At 63.2% G+C, this 16,541-nt stretch carries 14 protein-coding genes; 6 read left to right on the top strand and 8 right to left on the bottom strand.

Going from position 1 to position 16,541, the window contains the following annotated elements:
* From B5E41_RS01920 to B5E41_RS01910, 3 genes are all read left to right on the top strand, one after another.
* Complete coding sequence (locus B5E41_RS01920; protein ID WP_088390601.1) at positions 1–1,008, top strand: type II secretion system F family protein; 1,008 nt, start codon at positions 1–3, stop codon at positions 1,006–1,008.
* A gap of 15 nt (positions 1,009–1,023) precedes the next feature.
* On the top strand, positions 1,024–2,010 hold the full coding sequence (locus tag B5E41_RS01915) for a type II secretion system F family protein (RefSeq protein ID WP_088390599.1): 987 nt from the start codon (positions 1,024–1,026) through the stop codon (positions 2,008–2,010).
* Between the two features lie 126 nt (positions 2,011–2,136).
* Complete coding sequence (locus B5E41_RS01910; RefSeq protein WP_088390597.1) at positions 2,137–2,769, top strand: LysE family translocator; 633 nt, start codon at positions 2,137–2,139, stop codon at positions 2,767–2,769.
* Positions 2,770–2,810: 41 nt separating this feature from the next.
* On the opposite strand, the gene B5E41_RS01905 is transcribed toward B5E41_RS01910, so the two are convergent.
* Positions 2,811–3,650 (bottom strand): tetratricopeptide repeat protein, encoded by an 840-nt coding sequence (locus tag B5E41_RS01905; RefSeq protein WP_088390595.1) that lies wholly within the window; start codon positions 3,648–3,650, stop codon positions 2,811–2,813.
* 141 nt (positions 3,651–3,791) lie between these two features.
* Between B5E41_RS01905 and B5E41_RS01900 the strand changes: the two genes are divergently transcribed.
* The 3 genes from B5E41_RS01900 (at position 3,792) to B5E41_RS01890 (ending at position 6,561) form a co-directional block, all read left to right on the top strand.
* Positions 3,792–5,183, top strand: a complete 1,392-nt coding sequence (locus B5E41_RS01900; RefSeq protein ID WP_088390593.1) for a leucyl aminopeptidase family protein — start codon at positions 3,792–3,794, stop codon at positions 5,181–5,183.
* 158 nt (positions 5,184–5,341) lie between these two features.
* Complete coding sequence (locus B5E41_RS01895) at positions 5,342–5,692, top strand: MarR family transcriptional regulator (RefSeq protein ID WP_011423607.1); 351 nt, start codon at positions 5,342–5,344, stop codon at positions 5,690–5,692.
* 11 nt (positions 5,693–5,703) lie between these two features.
* Positions 5,704–6,561: a C40 family peptidase gene (locus tag B5E41_RS01890; RefSeq protein WP_088390591.1), complete on the top strand. Its 858-nt coding sequence runs from the start codon at positions 5,704–5,706 to the stop codon at positions 6,559–6,561.
* On the opposite strand, the gene B5E41_RS01885 is transcribed toward B5E41_RS01890, so the two are convergent.
* From B5E41_RS01885 to B5E41_RS01855, 7 genes are all read right to left on the bottom strand, one after another.
* A complete protein-coding gene (locus B5E41_RS01885) occupies positions 6,558–7,949 on the bottom strand; it encodes an amidase (RefSeq protein WP_088390589.1) in 1,392 nt (463 codons plus the stop codon). The two genes, B5E41_RS01890 and B5E41_RS01885, sit on opposite strands and share 4 nt — an antisense overlap.
* A complete protein-coding gene (locus B5E41_RS01880) occupies positions 7,949–8,809 on the bottom strand; it encodes an ABC transporter permease (RefSeq protein ID WP_088390587.1) in 861 nt (286 codons plus the stop codon). Before B5E41_RS01880 ends, B5E41_RS01885 begins: the two co-directional genes overlap by 1 nt.
* A 3-nt stretch (positions 8,810–8,812) precedes the next feature.
* Positions 8,813–9,760 (bottom strand): ABC transporter permease, encoded by a 948-nt coding sequence (locus tag B5E41_RS01875; RefSeq protein WP_088390585.1) that lies wholly within the window; start codon positions 9,758–9,760, stop codon positions 8,813–8,815.
* Positions 9,761–10,118: 358 nt separating this feature from the next.
* On the bottom strand, positions 10,119–11,651 hold the full coding sequence (locus B5E41_RS01870; RefSeq protein WP_088390583.1) for an ABC transporter substrate-binding protein: 1,533 nt from the start codon (positions 11,649–11,651) through the stop codon (positions 10,119–10,121).
* A gap of 107 nt (positions 11,652–11,758) precedes the next feature.
* Positions 11,759–12,754, bottom strand: coding sequence for a P1 family peptidase (locus B5E41_RS01865; RefSeq protein ID WP_088390768.1), 996 nt, complete (start codon positions 12,752–12,754; stop codon positions 11,759–11,761).
* 126 nt (positions 12,755–12,880) lie between these two features.
* Positions 12,881–13,075: a hypothetical protein gene (locus B5E41_RS01860; protein ID WP_003544544.1), complete on the bottom strand. Its 195-nt coding sequence runs from the start codon at positions 13,073–13,075 to the stop codon at positions 12,881–12,883.
* A 522-nt stretch (positions 13,076–13,597) separates the two neighbouring features.
* A complete protein-coding gene (locus tag B5E41_RS01855; RefSeq protein WP_088390581.1) occupies positions 13,598–16,525 on the bottom strand; it encodes an aminotransferase in 2,928 nt (975 codons plus the stop codon).
* Between the last annotated feature and the right edge of the window lie 16 nt (positions 16,526–16,541).

The following is a 16,541-nucleotide window of genomic DNA, read 5'->3' as shown; positions in this document are numbered from 1 at the left end:
ATGTTCGGATTCGATCCGGTAGTCCTGGCAATCGTCGTCCTCGCCGCTGTCTCCGCCGCGGCGGTCGCCTATGCCCTGTTGTTTTCCCGGATCGAGGCCGACAAGAAATCGGCAAGCCGCATCAACCGTGTCAAATCGGCCGAGGTCGACCGCGCCAAGGTCAAGGCCGCCCGCGACCGGGTGCAGGAGATGTCGAAGCGGCGCAAATCGGTGCAGGACAACCTGAGGGATCTGGAAAAACGCCAGAACGAAAAGACCAAGAAGACCCTGTCGATGAAATTGCGGCTGGTGCAGGCCGGCCTGACGGTCACGCTGACGCAGTTCTATCTCTTCAGCGCCATTTTCGCTTCGGTGCTGCTATTCATGGCTTTCATCATCGGCGCGTCGTGGCTGGTCATGATCGGCATCGCTTTCGTGGCCGGACTCGGTCTGCCGCGTTGGGTCATTGGTTTCCTGATCAAGCGCCGCCAGAACAAGTTCCTCAACGAGTTCCCCAATGCGCTCGATGTCATCACCCGTTCGATCAAATCGGGATTGCCGCTCAACGATGCGATCCGCCTTATCGCGACCGAAGGCACTGAGCCGGTGAAGAGCGAATTTCGCCGCGTTATCGAGGCCCAGCAGGTTGGCCTCAGCATTCCCGACGCCTGCGCCCGCATGACGCTTCAGATGCCGCTCCAGGAAGTCAACTTCTTCGCGATTGTCATCGCCATTCAGTCGCAGGCAGGTGGCAATCTCTCCGAAGCGATCGGCAACCTGTCAAAGGTGCTGCGCGAGCGCAGGAAGATGAAGGCGAAGGTCTCGGCGCTGTCGATGGAAGCCAAGGCGTCCGCCGTCATCATCGGCGCTCTGCCCTTTATCGTCGCGACCCTCGTTTACCTCACGTCGCCGAACTACATGATCGTCCTTTTCACTGATCCGCGCGGCCATTTCATCATGGGCGCCTCGGCGGTCTGGATGTCGATCGGCATCCTCGTCATGCGCAACATGGTCAATTTCGACATCTAGCGGGAGAGAAGCACCATGTCGCAGGATCTTGCCGCAACGCTGACCAATCCGAGCGTGCTGATCGCTGTTTTCGTCGCGATCGCCGTCTTCGCGACTTTTTACACGATCGCCGTGCCCTTCTTCGAGCGCGGCGATCTCAACAAGCGCATGAAAGCGGTCTCGACCGAGCGCGAGCAGATCCGCGCCCGCGAACGCGCCCGCATGAACACGGAACCGGGCGCCGGCAAGACTTCGCTCAGGAACCAGAACAATCGCTCGGTCCGCCAGATCGTCGAACGCTTCAACCTGCGTAAGGCGCTTGTCGACGAAAACACGGTCAACAAGCTGCGCGCCGCCGGTTTTCGCTCGGAAAACGCGCTGAATACCTTTCTCGTCGCACGCTTCCTGCTGCCATTTCTCTTCCTCGCGCTCGCCGCCTTCTGGGTCTTCGGTCTCGGCGGCCTTGCTGATCGCGGCATGCCCATGCGTATGCTCGCCGTCATCGGCATCGCCTATCTCGGCTTTTACGCGCCGAATATTTATATCTCCAACCGCATGAGCAAGCGTCAGCACTCGATCAAGCGCGCCTGGCCGGATGCGCTGGACCTGATGCTGATCTGCGTCGAATCAGGCATCTCGATGGAGGCGGCGATGCGTCGCGTGTCGGAGGAGCTCGGCGAGCAGTCGCCGCCGCTTGCCGAGGAGATGGTGTTGACCACCGCCGAACTCTCCTTCCTGCCGGATCGCCGCGTGGCGCTCGATAATCTCGCTGCGCGCACGCAGCTCGAGCTGGTGCGTTCGGTGACCCAGGCGCTGATCCAGGCGGACCGCTACGGCACGCCGGTTGCACAGGCCCTGCGCGTTCTGGCTCAGGAAGGACGCGACGAGCGGATGAACGAAGCGGAAAAGAAGGCGGCCGCCCTGCCGCCGAAACTGACGGTGCCAATGATCCTGTTCTTCCTGCCGGTGCTGATCGCCGTCATCCTCGGCCCGGCCGGCATCCAGGTGGCGGATAGGTTCTGAACCGCAGGGGCCTTCGACCCGCGTGACCGGCGCTGGCATAGCTGGTAAACCGGATCGGACGGTCGGGGAGCACGGAAGTGGCCGCCGCTTTTTCCAGCGCAATCCGATCCCGAAAGAGAGGTTCCGATGTCTTCCGCAGGCATTTTCATCAGCATCATGGCAGCCTTGGCCGTCGGCGCGATGAGCCCCGGCCCGAGCTTCGTCGTCGTCTCCAGGATCGCCATCTCGCGTTCGCGGCTGGATGGACTTGCGGCCGCATTCGGCATGGGCGCCGGCGGCGTCGTTTTCGCCGGCCTGGCGCTCGCCGGTCTGACGGCGTTGCTGTCGCAATTCGAATGGCTCTATGTGCTGCTCAAGGTAGCGGGCGGGGCTTATCTCCTCTACATCGCCGTCAATATCTGGCGAGGCGCCGCAAAGCCGATCGAGCTTTCCGATGCCGTCAATGGCCATCGTGCGCCCATGCGCAGCTTCATCACCGCAGTGCTGACGCAGCTCAGCAACCCGAAGACGATCATCGTCTACGCCAGTCTCTTTGCGGCGCTTCTGCCGAGAACGGTGCCGCTCGATCTTCTCGTGGCGCTGCCGGTCGGCGTCTTCGCGGTGGAGGCGGGGTGGTATTCGATCGTGGCGCTCGCCTTTTCGGCCCGCCACCCGCGGCAGCTCTATCTCCATGCCAAAGGCTGGATCGACAGGGCCGCCAGTGCGGTGATGGGCGGCCTTGGTCTGCGGCTCATTCTCTCGGGCCTTAGCATCAGGTAGAACAGGCGGAGAAGGCCTGGTCATCCGGCAAAATGACGAGATCAGTTCGTGTTGCTGCCATCAGCTGCGCCCGGCGTCTTGTCCTTGGCAGCGAGTTTCTGCCAGGAATTCTGCTGTGAGAGCATGCCCCTGAGATAGGCGACATTGGCATCGGCCTGCTGCGGCGAAAGCTCCCGCCGTGCGATCTGTTCCGCTTCCGCAAAACGCCCTTGCAGGCCGACGACGAGGGCAAGATTCTGCCGAACGCGGCTGTCGGCGGTCGGCTGGCCGGCGGCGGAGTGCAGATAGGTTTCGGCCGTGCGCAGATCGCCGGTCAGCACGTAGGACATGCCGAGGTTGGAAAGGATTGAAGGTTCATTCGGCTGAATGTCGAGCGCGTCGCGGTAGCGCTGCCGGGCCTCGCTCGCCCGGCCCATCTGGTCGAGAATTGCGCCTTCGGCCGAGATCAGCCTCCAGTCGGGGCGATCCGGTGTCTGGGCGCGGCCGAGCGTGTCGAGCGCCTGCTGGAACTGACCGGCCGCCGCCTGCGCCTTGCCGTAGGCGGCCAGCACATTGCGGTCGCCCGGATTGGCGATCGCCACCTGCTGCATGACGGCGAGCGCCTGCGCGTCGCGGCCGCTCATGCGCAGCAGGTTGGCATAGTTGACGCCGTTGACGGGATCGCGCGGATTCTTTTCATAGGCCTGGCCGATCCGATCCGTCGCCGAGCGCAGCTCGGTCGCATCCATCTCTTCGAGCGGCTTGGTAAGCTTCGGCACCGAGCCTGTCGTCATCCGGTCCTTGGCCGTCGTCGAGCAGCCGGCAAGCGCGAGGATGATCAGCGAAGCTGCTGCGCCGCGCAGGATATGGTTCATGGATATGGTGATGCGCGAGGCGGGCATGTTGCGTTCCTGATTCCGAAATCGGCGCCTGACCTCGAAGCGGAACAGGGAAAGGTTTGACGCAATCTTCGCTCCAGCAATAGTCTGTTAACCCTAACAGACCGTTAAGGAACGATTCCTGGCGACCGCCGAAGGACAATCATGGCCCCCTATCAGTTCATCGAAAGACCGACTCCTTTCAACACGAAAGGTGGCTCGACGCTGCCGATCTTTGCCGTCACGCCTGCCCACATCGACACCGGCACGATCGATCCGATTGCGCTCGATTGGGCGCGCAAGGCGGGCTACAAGGCCGAAAGCGGCTCGCTCTTGCTGATCCCGACCGCCGACGGCCATCTCGGCGGCGCGCTTTTCGGCCTCGGCACCAACCCGTCGGAACAGCCCTACATCACCGGCAGGCTGGCCCGTGCGCTGCCCGCCGGCGACTGGCACATCGAGACCGCGCCGCTGACGGCGAATCGCCTCGCCCTCGGCTTCGGGCTCGGCAGCTACCGTTTCGATCGCTACAAATCGGAAAAGTCGCCGGCAGCGACCTTGATGATTCCCCGCGATGCCGACGGCGCCGACATCAAGCGCCAGCTCGCCGGCGTCTTTCTTGCCCGCGACCTCATCAATACGCCGACGAACGATATGGGGCCGGACCAGCTCGAGGCCGCCTTCCGCGCCCTGGCCGCACATTACAAGGCGGAAATATCCGTTGTGAAGGGCGACGAGTTGCTCGAGCAGAATTTCCCGCTTGTCCATACCGTCGGCCGCGCCAGCGCCGATGCGCCCCGCCTTCTCGAACTGCGCTGGGGCAAGAAGGGTCATCGCAAGGTGACGCTCGTCGGCAAGGGTGTCTGCTTCGATACCGGCGGTCTCGATATCAAGCCTGCCGCCTCGATGCTGCTGATGAAGAAGGACATGGGAGGCGCGGCGAATGTCATGGGGCTCGCCCTGATGATCATGGACGCCAAGCTGAAGGTCGATCTGCGCGTCATCGTCCCGGTCGTCGAAAACGCCATCTCCTCCAACGCCTTCCGCCCAGGCGACATTTATCGCAGCCGCAAGGGCCTCACCGTCCAGATCGACAATACCGACGCCGAGGGCCGTTTGATCCTGGCCGATGCGCTTGCCTATGCCGATGAGGAAGAGCCCGAACTCCTGATCGACATGGCGACGCTGACCGGGGCTGCCCGCGTTGCCCTCGGTCCGGATCTTCCGCCCTTCTTCACCGATGATGCCAATCTGGCCCATGATCTGACCGAGGCAAGCCTGGAGACGGACGATCCGATCTGGCGCCTGCCTCTCTATGCCGGCTACGAAAGGGATATCCGCGCCAAATTCGCCGACCTGACCAATGCCCCGGCCGGTGGCATGGCGGGGTCGATCACCGCCGCGCTTTTCCTCAAGCGCTTCGTCAGCAAGACCAAGAGCTGGGCGCATTTCGACATTTACGGCTGGGCTCCGTCCGAACGGCCGCATTCGCCGGGCGGCGGCGAAGCACAGGCGATCCGCGCGCTCTTTCATCATATCCGCGGAAGCCTGCGCTGACGGATGCAAAAGAGGTTGCGACGCCGCCTCACGCGGCGCCTCGCGGCCAATCGTTAAAATTTTATTCACCCTGCCGGGCGGCTGTTCTCGCCACCACTTGCATGTCCACGACAACTGCCGGAAAATGAAACGCTAGCGTAACGATTTCCGGAGGGGCCGTGCCGATCGAACTGACCGCCTCGCAGGCGCTGGGGCTTTGGCATGGCGTGGCGCTCGATCAGGTTCGTCATGACGACCGCGATTTGACATTGCGCCAGATGGCGATCCTGCTGCATATTTATCTCGTGCCGCCACCCCACACCGTGCGCGGGCTTGCCGCCACGCTCAACGTCACCAAGCCTGTCATTACCCGCGCCTTGGATACGATGGGTGAGATGGGCCTGGTTGATCGCGTGCGCGACGATGCCGACCGCCGCAATGTGATCATCAAACGTACCGTCGGCGGTGCGCTTTATCTGGAAAAGCTCGGCGATCTCGTGCGGGATCAGGGCCGCCGGCTGCCGATCTGAAAGGAAGATAAATGACGATGCTCGACCGCCGCCTGCATGCCTATCGGCCGGATCTCGCGGAAGCGGGGCTCGAGGGCAAGGTGGAGGCGTCGCGATTCGTGGAAGGCGCCGCAGCGCGTGTTGCCCTTCCCGTCGCCGCCCTGCGCCCTGAGCCGGACCTTGCCCGCGGCATCGATACGGAACTGCTCCTCGGCGAGGATGTGACCGTTTTCGATCGTGCCGACGGCTGGTGTTGGGTGAAAGCTGTCTCCGACGGCTATGTCGGCTATCTCAAGGCGGAGGCGCTCTCGCAAACCGGACCGGCGCCGACCCACATCGTCACCGTCCAGCGCACCTTCCTCTATCCGGAGCCGGAACTGCGCAAACCGCACCGGGCCATCCTGTCGATGGGAAGCCGCGTTCACGTCGCCGGCGAGGCGGAGGTGCGCGGCAATCACTACGTCGTACTGACGGACGGCACGGCGATCTTCGCCAGACACGTGCAGCCGATCGGCGCTCTCGACGGTGCCGATTATGTCGGCATCGCCGCCCGTTTCCTCGAGACACCCTATCTCTGGGGCGGCCGATCCGGCCTTGGCATCGATTGCTCCGGCCTCATCCAACTGGCGATGCTGATGGTGGGCAGACCGGCGCCGCGTGATACCGACATGCAGGCGGCCGGACTCGGCGAGCCGATCGACCGCTCGGAGATCCGCCGCGGCGACCTGGTGTTCTGGAAGGGCCATGTCGCCATTTTCGAGGATCCCCAAACCATTCTTCACGCCAACGGCCACAGCATGACGGTGGCGCGCGAGAATTTCGAGGCGGCCGTCGAGCGCATCGGCTCGCTATACCAACGGCCGACCGGCTATCGCCGCCCGTTTAGCTAGGTGATCGGCCGCTGCGGCCAGACGCTCACGCCCCCGGTCCAATCCTCGAAGGCTTTCGACAGTCTGAGCACCCGCATGTCGTCGAAACGCGGTCCGACGATCTGCAGCCCGATTGGCATGCCCGACCGTGAGAAGCCGCAATTGATCGAGGCGGCCGGCTGCTCCGACATGTTCCACGCTACGGTGAAGGCGATATGTTCGAACGGCCTCGTCGGATCGTTGGTCGGCGATGCCCATTCCGCCGGATAGGAGATGATGGGATTGGTCGGCGAAAGCAGGGCGTCGACCGTGGTGAACAGCCGTCCGCAGCTCCTGCGCATTTCGATCGTCTGATTGAAGCCTCTGACGGCATCGACGCCGCTGATATCGGCGCCGGCCTTCGCCCAATCCCGGATATAGGGCAGGATGCTGTCGCGCCGCTCTTCGTTAAGCCCTGCGATATCGCTCCACAGACGGGCGCGCCAGAACGTGTCGAGCCCGTCAAGCATCGCGCGCGTCAGCACCGGTTGAACGGAGACGATGGTCGCGCCGGCTTTCTCGAAACGTTTCGCCGCCGATTCGACCGCGACCCTGATCTCATCATCGACAGCAAACCCGCAACCGGCATCGAGCATCAGGCCGATCTTCATGCCTGACATGTCGACAACGAAATCCATCCAGTCGAAATCGTTGGGCGGCAGGCTGGTGCCGTCGCGCCAGTCGGGTCGCGACAGCGTCGCCATCGAAAAAGCGGCATCCTCGACGGTGCGCGTCATCGGGCCGAGACAGCGCCCGACATAATAGGGATCGGCCGGAATGCGCCCGTGGCTCGGCTTGAAGCCGAAGATGCCGGTCCAGCCGGCAGGAAGCCGTACCGAACCGCCAATATCTGTGCCGATGTGCAGCGGCCCGTAACCGGCCGCCGCCGCGGCCGCGGCGCCGGCGCTCGATCCGCCGGGATTCTGCGCGATGTTCCAGGGATTGCGGCTGAGAGGATGAAAGCTCGACAGGCCGGAGGAAAGCATGCCGTAGTCGGGACAGGTGGTCTTGGCGAAGATCACAGCGCCGTCCTCGCGCAGCCGCGCGGCAGCCGGCGCGTCGGCCTCCGCCGGCTTCAGTTCCACCGCTCTGGTGCCGAGTGGCACCGGCTGGCCCTCCGTCGCGATCAGTTCTTTCAGCGTTGCCGGGACGCCGTCGAGCGTGCCGAGCGTTCGTCCCTTCGCCCAGCGCTCCGTCGAAGCTTTCGCCTGCACGCGCGCCGCCTCCGGGTCGTAGAGGTAGAGTGCTGAAATCGACGGCTCCCAGGCGGCGATATGGTCTTCGAGGGAGAGCCAGTATTCGAGCGGCGAGAGGCTCTTGTCGGCGAAGCGTCGCCTGAGTTCACGGATGGTAAGGTCGGTTTCGGCCATCAGCGGCTCGCCTCGCGTGGATCGAGAAGATCGCGCAACCCGTCGCCGAGCATGTTGAAGCCGAGGACGGTGAGCGCGATGGCAAGGCCGGGCAGGACCGCCAGCCAGGGGGCCAGCGCCAGATAGGTTTGCGCATCCGCAAGCATCCGGCCCCATGTCGGCGCCGGCGGCGCCATGCCGAGCCCGAGAAAGCTGAGGCCGGCTTCGGTCAGGATCGCCAGCCCGAGCTGGATTGTCCCATGCACGATGATCTGGCCGATGATGTTCGGCAGCACATGGCGCAGCGAAATGGTCAGGCGCGTATTGCCGATCGCGCGCGCCGCCGTCACATAATCGCGGCTCCAGGCCTGCAGCGAGGTCGCCAGCGTCACCCGTGCAAAGACCGGGATCATGAAGACGGCGATCGCTGTGATCGCGGTGAACCGCCCGGGCCCGAGAAAGGCGCCGAGCACCATCGCCGACAGGATCGGCGGCAAGGCGAAGATGACGTCGCAGATGCGCATCAGCAGCGCTTCGGCCGGACCCCGGATCGCCGCGGCGGAGATGCCTGATATCGAGCCGAGCGTCCCGCCGATCGCAACCGCGGTAATGGCGACCGATAGGGAGTTCCAGCATCCCGCCATCAGCATCGAGGCCACGTCGCGGCCGAACTGATCCGTGCCAAGCAGGCCGAAGGCGAGCGGCGGCTGCAGTTTATGGATGATCTGCATCTTCGCCGGCGGCAAGGGTGTCCATGCGAGCGACAGCAGCGCAACGGCGACCAGCAGGCCAATGATCACCGCTCCGGATATCAAGTTAATTCGCCGGCTAAGTTTTAAACCCCGGCGGCTGATGATGGTGGCGGAAATGACGGAAGTCATGCTTCAGGCCGCCTTCCTCATCCTGGGATCGATCGCCAGATAGGAGAGATCGACGATGAAATTCACCACGATGACCAAGCCCGCGAAGAACAGCACGACGTCCTGCATCACGATGACGTCGCGCTGGGAGAGTGCCTGAAGGGCGAGCCTCCCGAGACCCGGCAGGTAGAAGACGTTTTCCACCAGCACCGCGCCGGCGACAAGAAAGGTGAATTGCAGCCCGATCATCGTCAGAATCGGGATCAGCGCATTAGGCACGACATGTCGCCACAGTACCGCACTGCGTGACAGTCCCTTGGCGACGGCGGTGCGGGCAAAATCCTCATGCATCGTTTCGAGCACCGCCGAACGTGCGACGCGCGTCAACACCCCCGCCTGCGGCAGCGCCAGCGCCACGGCCGGCATGACAAGCGCCTGCACCGCCGGCAGAAGACCGGCGCCCCACCCCGGAAAGCCGCCGGCCGGCATCAGTCCGAGCATCGTCGAAAAAAGCATGATCAAGAGCAGCGCCACCCAGAAGGCGGGCACGGCGATGCTGATTTGCGAAAACAGCGTTGCGATGACAGCGAAGACACCGCCGCGGCGCGAAGCGGCCAGCACGCCGAGCGGCAGCGCAATCGCCACCGACAGTACGATTGCCATCAGCGCCAGCGGCAGCGTCACCGCCAGCCGCTCGACGATCAGTCCCGCAACGGGAACGCCATAGGTATAGGATTGGCCGAGATTGCCCCACACCACGCCAGCCAGCCATTGCCCGTAACGCAGGATGAGCGGCTGGTCGAGACCGAGCTCGTGACGCAGCGCCGCCAGCGTTTCCGGGCTTGCCGAGGTGCCGAGCATGATCGAGGCTGGATCGCCGGGCAGGAGATCCATGACGGTGAATATCAGCAGTGAGACGATCAGGAGGGTGACGAGGAGACCGGCGAAGCGGCGGGCGAGGAGGGCGATCATGTGGGCTGCGCTGCCGAGGTGGCACGGCGGCTCTCCCATGGGCTGACGTTGAGTTTGGCGAGAAGGTCAACCCCAGTCTCCGTCATCCTCGGCCTTGAGCCGAGGATCCATGTCGCGGCTGCTGGTGGATGCCGTGTGGATGATCGGCTCAAGGCCGAGCATGACGGAGGGCGGGGTGGGTGGAAGGAGTCATCGAAAGCGCTGACGCCAGGAGTGCCATCCAGCGAAATCAAACCATGTCGGTCCCGGCTGAACGGGCTTAGCGAGCCAGGGAAAGGGCTGCGCGCTCTATCGGCCAAATACATCTCGGATCTGTCCAAGGCCATCCTCTTTTTCGCGTCCCCACCAGGCCCGCCGCTCACTCCTCCCAGGAAACCCCCGACAGCACATTCGACGGAATCGGCTCGTTCTCCCACAGCCCCTTCAGCTTCCTGTCCCAGACGCCGAGTTTCGGCATGACGAAGAGGTAGAGCGCCGGCACGTCCTCGGCGAGAATCTTCTGCGCCTCGCCGTAAACCGCATTTTGTGCGGCGGGATCGGCGGTCTCCTGGACCTTCTTCATCAGCGCATCGAAGGCCGGGTTCCTGTAGTTGAAATAATAGGGATCGCGTGCGTAGATGTCGATGTCGAGCGGTTCGGCATGAGCGACGATCGTCATGTCGAAGTTGCGATCCTTCATAACGTCCTGGACCCATTTCGCCGGAAATTCGGTCGGCTCGATATTCATCGTCACGCCGATTTCGGCAAACATTGCCTGCATCACCTGGGCGCTGCGCGGCGCATAGGCCATCTGCGGTGATTTGATCGTGAAGGTGAAGCCGTTGGGATAGCCGGCTTCGGCCAGCAGCGCCTTCGCCTTTTCGACATCATAGGGCAGGACGCCGGTCATGTCCTGGTAGCCCGGATCGTTCGGCGTGTAATGGCTGCCGATCGGCGTGCCAAGGCCGGACCATGCGCCGTCGATCACCGTCTGCCGGTCGATCGCCATCATCAGCGCCTGGCGGACGCGCTTGTCGTCGAAGGGCTTCTTGGCATTGTTCATGCCGGCGATGACCTTGAGTTCGGTATTGCCGACCTTGGTGATGAGCCTGGCATCGCCGTCGAAGGAACTCATCAGCTCGGGCGCGGCAAATTCCGGAAAGGTATCGAGATCGCCCGATTTCAGCGCGGCCGCCTGCGCCTGCGGATCGGGGATGAAACGGAAGGTCACCTTCTCGAGCTTGGCAGAGGCATCCTTGTTCCAGTAGTCGCCATTCCTGATGAGTTCGACCCTGTCGCCCTTCGTCCAGCTGACGAACTTGAAGGGACCGGTGCCGATCGGCATGACCTTGTCGTTGTCGGCCGTCTTCGGGGCGACGATGACAGATGCCGGCCAGCCCAGCCAGTAGATCAGGCTGCCGGTCGGCGCCGAGAGATGCAGCACCAGCGTTTCGGCATCCGGCGTCTCGATCGAGGCGATCGAGGCGAAGAAGCGCTTCTGCGGATTGACTGAATCCGTCCCGCGGGCGCGGTCGAGCGTAAATTTGGCGGCGGCGGCATCGAAGGCTTCGCCGTCATGAAATTTGACGCCGGTCCGCAGCTTGAAGGTATAGATCAGGCCATCGGCCGAAATCTCCCAGCTCTTTGCCAGCTGCGGCTGGACCTTGCCGGTCTGATCGATCGTCACCAGCCCCTCGAATACATTCTGCCAGGTGACCTGGCCGATCGCGACCGGCGCGGCGATCGTCGGGTCGAGGCCTGTTGGTTCGACGCTCATGCCGAGATTGAGGGTGGTCTTGGCCGCTTCCGCCGGTGTCATTGCCGTCACTACGAGACCGGCCGATAACGCAGCAACGAGGGAAAGCCGCTTGATGAAGCGCGCCGAAGACGCAAACGAAACTTTGTTGATCATATCCCCCGGCACATGATTTGGTTCTCACCAGCTCGTCGAAAATACATCAGCGGCAGGATCTGCATTCACTTATCTCCGCCATTCTATCAGGTTGAGACCCTATTCAATCAATGGCGTTCAGCATAGCGGTCTTGCCATGCTATTTGTCCGCCTTCCGCCGGAAGGGCGCTCGCCATATAGACGCCGCGCGCGATCGCCCGCGCCATGACGATAGTGGCGAGGTGGCAAAGCTCCATCAGGCTTGCCATGTCATTTCTTGAATGTTTGGCCGTCGAAGCGGCAAAGACGGTATCGCCGTCGAGCGGCAGATGGGCCGGCAGCAGCGCCCGGGCAAGGCCGTCATGACCGGCAAGTGAAAGCCGATGCGCTTCCGCCTTCGTCAACTGCGCGTCGGTGACGACCGCGCCGATCGTCGTTGCCGGCGTAGTCATCCCCTTGAGCCGCATCCGGTGATCGGTCGTCGCAGGCATGCCGAGCCCGCCGAATTCGCCATATTTCTCGAAGGGTGCCGCCCAGAAATGCGGCCCGTCGCCGATCGTTGCCGAACCGAGCGCATTGACGGCGACGATCGCAGCGATGCGATGGCCGGCGCTGCTGACGGCACTGGCCGAGCCGAGCCCGCCCTTGAAGGTGGCCGTCGTCGCCCCGGTGCCGGCGCCGGCGGTGCCGAGCGGAAATACGCCCTTCGTCGCGGCCTTCAATGCCGCATAACCCATCTCACGATAGGGGGAGTGAAGGCCCCAATCCTTGTCGCCGCCATTCAGCAAGTCCATCAGGATCGCTTGCGGCACGATCGGTATTCGCACCGTACCCACGGCAAAGCCGCGGCCGGCTTCGCGCAAGCCGGCCTGCACGCCGCCGGCTGCATCGAGCCCGAAGGCCGAGCCGCCCGAGAGCACGAAGGCATCGACGGCACTGACAGTCATCGACGGGTCGAGCAGACTGGTGTCGCGTCCGCCCGGCGCGCCGCCGAGCACCGTGCCGGATGCGACCGCCGGCTCGTCGAAGACGATGACCGTGACGCCGGATCCCAGCGCGAGGTTGGTCGCATGGCCGACGGAAACGCCTTCGATATCGGTGAGCAGATTGAGAAGATCGGGCAAGGGCTGATCCTGGTGGCGCTGATCCGGCCGATAGGACTGCAATTGCCCGCAAAAAACAAGACCGGCCCTTTTGGCAGGACCGGTCACATCAGAAAAGCCGCGAAAGTCGGTAGCGGCCGCATGCCGTCAGGCATGAAGCGGCTTCGGATGACGGCGGGTCATCAGGTCGTGGATGGCCAGCCGCACCTCGTCGGGCGAACCGAACCGCTGCTCATCGAGGTCGTGGACATGGAATTTCACGGCGATGAACTTCAGCCGGTCTTCGTCGGGGATAACGATGCCGACGGGAACGCCAGCATATTCGATAACTTGCTTCTTCATAGATAGAACTCCTGCCGCGCGGGCATGCGCAGCCATGGCGAATTGACTTGTCTGGTACCGTTGAAAGGAGGACGAACGTCACATTCGACAGTTCGGGCGGGAGAGGGCGCCCGGACGGTCATTGCCAAGCACAGATCGCCCAAGGAGAGTGGCGAGAATTTCGATGTCTATCATGTCTCGTTTCCTTTCGTTGGCGTTGCGCTCGATGGTCCCGGAAGAGCCCGGGGCCGGTGATGGCTGTCTTCAATGTCTACTAACTTAGTAGAAATTAACCGATAGCCTGTCGGAAACATATTCCGAAACGTGTCAAAATATCGACGATCCGAAAAAATTCATTCCAGCCTGGCCCGAACTTACAGAAGGAAACATATCAGCTCTTCGTAAAATTCGCATGACAGAATCGAAACTCTTTCGATCGCCGCAGCAGAAATAGGAAGCCTGTCTGATTCCGACAATGGGCCTCGTCGCTAAAAATCGAGATGCCTCGAAATGATCGATTTGGTTAACGCCCGAAAGCATGGATCACCAGCCTTCCTGGAGCACCTTTTCCAGCATGTCTGCGAAGAAATCCGCGCTTTCGATGCTGAGGCAGAGCGGCGGCTTGATCTTCAGCACATTTTGGTGATCGCCGGTCGGCTGCATAATGATACCGAGGTCGAGAAGGCGGTCGCAGATCGCCGCCGTCTCTTCCGTCGCCGGCTCCAGCGTCGTTCTGTCGCGGACGAATTCCAGGCCGAGATAGAGACCCATGCCGTGGACGGCGCCGGCGATCGGGTGCCGGTCGATCAGCGCGGCAAGTCGCGCCTTCAGATGGTCGCCGACCGTTCGGGCATTTTCCTGCAGCTTCTCCTCGGCCATGATATCGAGCACCGTCATGCCGGCGACGCAGCTGACCGGGCTGCCGCCGGTGGAGGAGAAGAAAGGCCCTTCCTTCTCCAGCGACTGCGCAATCTCCCGTCTGGTGATGACGGCGCCGAGCGGATGGCCATTGCCCATGCCCTTGGCGATGGTGATGATATCGGGCACGACCCCCTGCTGTTCGAAGCCCCAGAAATAATGGCCGAGCCTGCCGTAACCGACCTGCACCTCGTCGGCGATGCAGAGCCCGCTGCGGGCGCGCACCTCGGCATAGATCTCCTTCAGATACCCTTCCGGCAACGGAATGCCGCCGGCATTGCCGTAGACCGATTCGCAGATGAAACCGGCAAGGCCCTGGCCGCCGGCGTCGATCGTCTCGAGCATCGGCTTGACGGCGGCCAGATAGCTCGCCGCTGTGTCGGGTCCGCGAAACGCGCCGCGATAGGTATTCGGCGAAACGGCCGCACGCACCCAATCCGGTCGGGTGGTCAGCGCCAGCGGGTTGTCGGCGATCGAAGTGGAGACGGCATCGCTCGCCGCCGACCAGCCATGATAGGCTTCGAGCAGGCAGAGCATGTTGCGGGCGCCGCTATGGGCCCGCGCCAACCGAATCGCCAGATCGTTCGCCTCAGAGCCGCTGTTGACGAGGAAGACGGCGTCGAGGCCATCAGGCGCGAGCGCCGCGAGACGTTCGGAAAATTCCGCAATCGCCGCATAGTGGAAGCGTGAATTCGTATTGAGCCGCAGCCATTGAGCGCTGATTGCCGCCGCCATCCTGGGATGGCCGTGACCGAGGATCGTGACATTGTTGACCATGTCGAGATAGGCGCGGCCCTCGACATCGAACAGGTGCTCCTTCCAGCCGCGCTCGATCTGCGGCGGCGCGGCATAATAGTTCTTCTGGGCGCTGGCGAGATGGGCCTGCCGCCTGACGAGCAGTTCAATGGTCTCCGGTCGCGGCGCATCCGCGCCCGTGCTGAGAAGGGATGAAGGCGAAGGGCAGAGCACCGACCAGGCCGGCGCCTTGCGCGGCATGGCAAAGAGCGGCGGTTCGAGGCCTGCGACGCTGCAGAGCTGGAGGCGTAGGCCGCCGAGCGACGACGCTTCACCGAAAACCGAACCGAGCGGATCGCCGGCGGCAAGCACGACGCCATCCTCGACCAAGGGGTTGAGTCCATCGAGATGCAGGGTCATGCTGTCATCCGTCAGTGTCAGATGCTGGTCCTTCCAGCCGATGCGGCCAGCAAAGGGTGCCGCGACCGCGCTTCCTGCGGCAAGGCAGATGTCGACATGCAGGGCGAAGGTCGCCTGTCCCGCGTCGTTTCCGAGCGCAGTGCGGGAAAGCCGATATTCACCATAGCGCGTCGCCGCCGTGCCGCTTTCGGTTGCAGCCCGGGCAAGCAGCCGCCAGTCCATATCGGCGTCCAGCCAGTTGCCGGCGGAAAAATGCGTACTTTGTACGCCAAGGTCGACATAGGCGATCGTGGCGGGATCGACATCGGGCAGCAAGGGCAGCCATGCTGATGCCGACGGGGCGGCGACATCTGCGCCGGCCGCCTTGAGGATTGCAGCTTCCATGAGCTCGAACGGAACCGACATCACCGTATCGAAGATCGCCCGCTCGCGGTCGAGATTGCTGCGGACGTAATCGTTATCAGGATCGATCGACATCTGCTGTTCGCTGCTGGCGACGAGGATGACCGCGCGCGCGACGATCAACGGCCAGAGCGCCTTCAGCTCGTCGTCGCTCAGCGGATAGATCGCCTGATAGGCGGTGACGGCGGGCAGGATATGAAAGGGATCGCCATTCGCCTGATGCAGCAGCGAAGCGCAGGTGACGGCAAGGTCGCCGACCAGCCAACCGCGGATGATGTCGCCGAAATCGATCACGCCATCGGGGATCGTGTGGCCTTGGGCGTCGCAATGGCCGACGACATTGTCGCCGGTGACGTCGTGATGGACGGCCTGGAGCCGAAGCGACGGCGCCAGGGGCTGGATGCGGCGAACGGCCATCACCATGGTTTTGGCGATCCGGTCACGGGCAGCGCTGTCGGTGATGGCGGACAGCAGCTGTACGGCGACAGGGCCGGCGCGTCGTAAATCCCACTGCAGGCTGCGGTCGAGGCCCGGATGGTCGAAATCGGCAAGCGCCTGCGCCAGCCTCGCGCAGAGCGCGCCAAGCGCCGCGACGGACGCCGGCGCCAGATATCTCATCTCCGTCAGTCCCTGGCCTTCCAGATATTCCAGCAGCCGGACCTGATAGCCCCGCCCGCGCACGGTAAGGACGACAATTTCCCGCCCGTCATTCGCGGCGATCACCTTCGGAACGCGTGGCGCATCCTCTCGGCTCTTGAGATGATCGAGCGCGGCATTCTGCGCTTCGAGCTCGCGGACCTCGTAGGCGGCATGGCAGATCTTCAGGACGTATCGACCGCGATCGCTGTCGACGCGGTAGTTCCGATCCTGCTGGCTGCCGAGTTCGGCGAGCGTGCCGGTCAGGCTGTAATGGGCAAGAAGGATTTCTTCCGCGTCAGCAACGGTGACGTCGGGACGCGGCAGCGTCATGCGATCCACAAGCGCCTCGTCGGTCATGACACCCCTCCCGCAG

The sequence above is a fragment of the Rhizobium esperanzae genome, assembly GCF_002204185.1.
GTDB lineage: Bacteria > Pseudomonadota > Alphaproteobacteria > Rhizobiales > Rhizobiaceae > Rhizobium > Rhizobium esperanzae.
Note: the sequence above shows the minus strand (reverse complement) of the source record. Positions and strands in the feature narration are given on the sequence as shown.